At 67.8% G+C, this 1,724-nt stretch carries 2 protein-coding genes; one reads left to right on the top strand and one right to left on the bottom strand.

All coding sequences use genetic code 11. The features are described 5' to 3' along the window. Nucleotides 1-297: 297 nt before the first annotated feature. Entirely contained in the window at nucleotides 298-1,182 is an 885-nt protein-coding gene (gene yihA / locus B2W70_RS10750) for a ribosome biogenesis GTP-binding protein YihA/YsxC (RefSeq protein ID WP_286745611.1), read from the top strand. Nucleotides 1,183-1,186: 4 nt separating this feature from the next. Here the strand turns inward: yihA and B2W70_RS10745 are convergent. Further along, nucleotides 1,187-1,724: phosphoribosylaminoimidazolesuccinocarboxamide synthase (locus B2W70_RS10745; RefSeq protein WP_286745609.1), on the bottom strand; the 538-nt coding region annotated here is incomplete at its 5' end.

Below are 1,724 nucleotides of genomic sequence, written 5' to 3'. Positions count from 1 at the left end.
TCGAGCCGTCGGCGGTGTGGCAGGCCATGCAGGCCGCGGCCTTGGCTTCACCTGCGGCGAGATCGGGCTTGGCGACCTTGCCAGCAGCGGAGGCGTGCGCCAGGCCAGACAGGGACAAGGCCACCGAGGCCAGGGCGATCAGGTGAGAAAAGCGCTTCATGACGTTGGGAGTCTGGGCTTGTTGTTGGGGTCGCTCGCGGCTTTCGGGGCAACGAGCGCGGTGGGGATCACCCGGACCTGCGAAAACCAGAGCCAACGCAGTTTGGGCAAACAAACCCAGAGATTTTACAATGTCCCATGACCCGTTCGACACCCTCTCGCCCCAAGGCGAGCACAAACCCCGGTCCGAGGCGCCGTCCGCGCCCTGCGCCCAACGCCAGCCAGGCTGCCGCCAACCCCGGCCCGGCCCCCACGAAGGACCTGGCCCAGCACCCTGCCAAGCTGGCCCTGGCCTGGGCCCACTCGGCGCGTTTTTTCACCACCGCCGCCCAGCTGCACCAGCTGCCGGTGCACGAATTGCCGGAAGTGGCCTTCGTGGGCCGCTCCAACGCAGGCAAGTCCACGGCCATCAACACGCTGGCCCAGCAGCGCCAGCTGGCCTACGCGTCCAAAACCCCGGGTCGCACGCAACACATCAACCTCTTCCACCTGGGCCCCAAGGCCGCGCCCGACCAGATCTGGGCCGACCTGCCCGGCTACGGCTACGCCGCCGTCGACCGCACGGCCAAGCTGCGTTGGCAAGAGGTCATGGCCGACTACCTGGCTCGCCGCCGCAACCTGTGCGCCGTCGTGCAGATGGTCGACAGCCGCCACGGCTTCACCGAGCTCGACACGCAGTTGTTGGGGTTCGTGGCGCCGCGCATCCGCAACGGTGAGGTCAAGCTGTTGGTTCTTTTGACCAAAGCCGACAAACTCAACCGCAAGGAGCAGGCTGACTCGTTGCGCCAGGTGCAAACGGTGCTGGCCGAACTGGCCACCGACGAGGCCGACATCGGCGTGGCGTTGTTCTCGTCGCTGAACAAGACCGGCGTGGGCGACGCGGCCGAGCTGCTGCAGAGCTGGGCCTTGAGCCCGGAACAAGCCCAGGCCCTGGCCGCCGAGGCCGCCGCCCTGGCAGAAGCGGCCGCAGCAGCCGACGCGGCTGACGCAGCGGCCGCAGCCGAAGGCCCCGATCAGGCCTGAACGCTCAGGCGCCCGTCAGGCGGGTGAGCGCCTCGCGGTACTTGGCCGAGGTGTGCTCGATCACGTCCTGAGGCAAGGCCGGCGAAGGCGCGGTCTTGTCCCAGGGCTGGCCGCCCACGGTGGCCTGCTCCAGCCAGTCGCGCAGGAACTGCTTGTCGTAGCTGGGCGGGTTCTGGCCAGCGGCAAAGGCCGCCTCGTACCCTTCGATGGGCCAGAAGCGCGAGGAATCGGGCGTCAGCACCTCGTCCATCACGGTCAAGTTGCCGTGCTCATCGAGGCCGAACTCGAACTTCGTGTCGGCGATGATGATGCCCTTGGTCAGCGCGAAGTCGGCGGCCTTCTTGTAGAGGGCCACGGCCAGCTCGCGCACCTTGGCGGCCATCTCGGCGCCGATGATCTCGCTCATCTTCTCGTACGAGATGTTCTCGTCGTGGTCGCCCACCTCGGCCTTGGTGGCGGGGGTGAAGATGGGCTCGGGCAGCTTGCTGGCGTTCTTCAGGCCGGCGGGCAGCTTGACGCCGCACACCATGCCGTTGTCCTGG

Origin of the sequence: Aquabacterium sp. UBA2148, from assembly GCF_002328915.1 — a bacterium.
GTDB lineage: Bacteria > Pseudomonadota > Gammaproteobacteria > Burkholderiales > Burkholderiaceae_C > Aquabacterium > Aquabacterium parvum.
The sequence above is the reverse complement of the archived record's forward strand: the minus strand, read 5'-3'. Positions and strand labels throughout refer to the sequence as shown.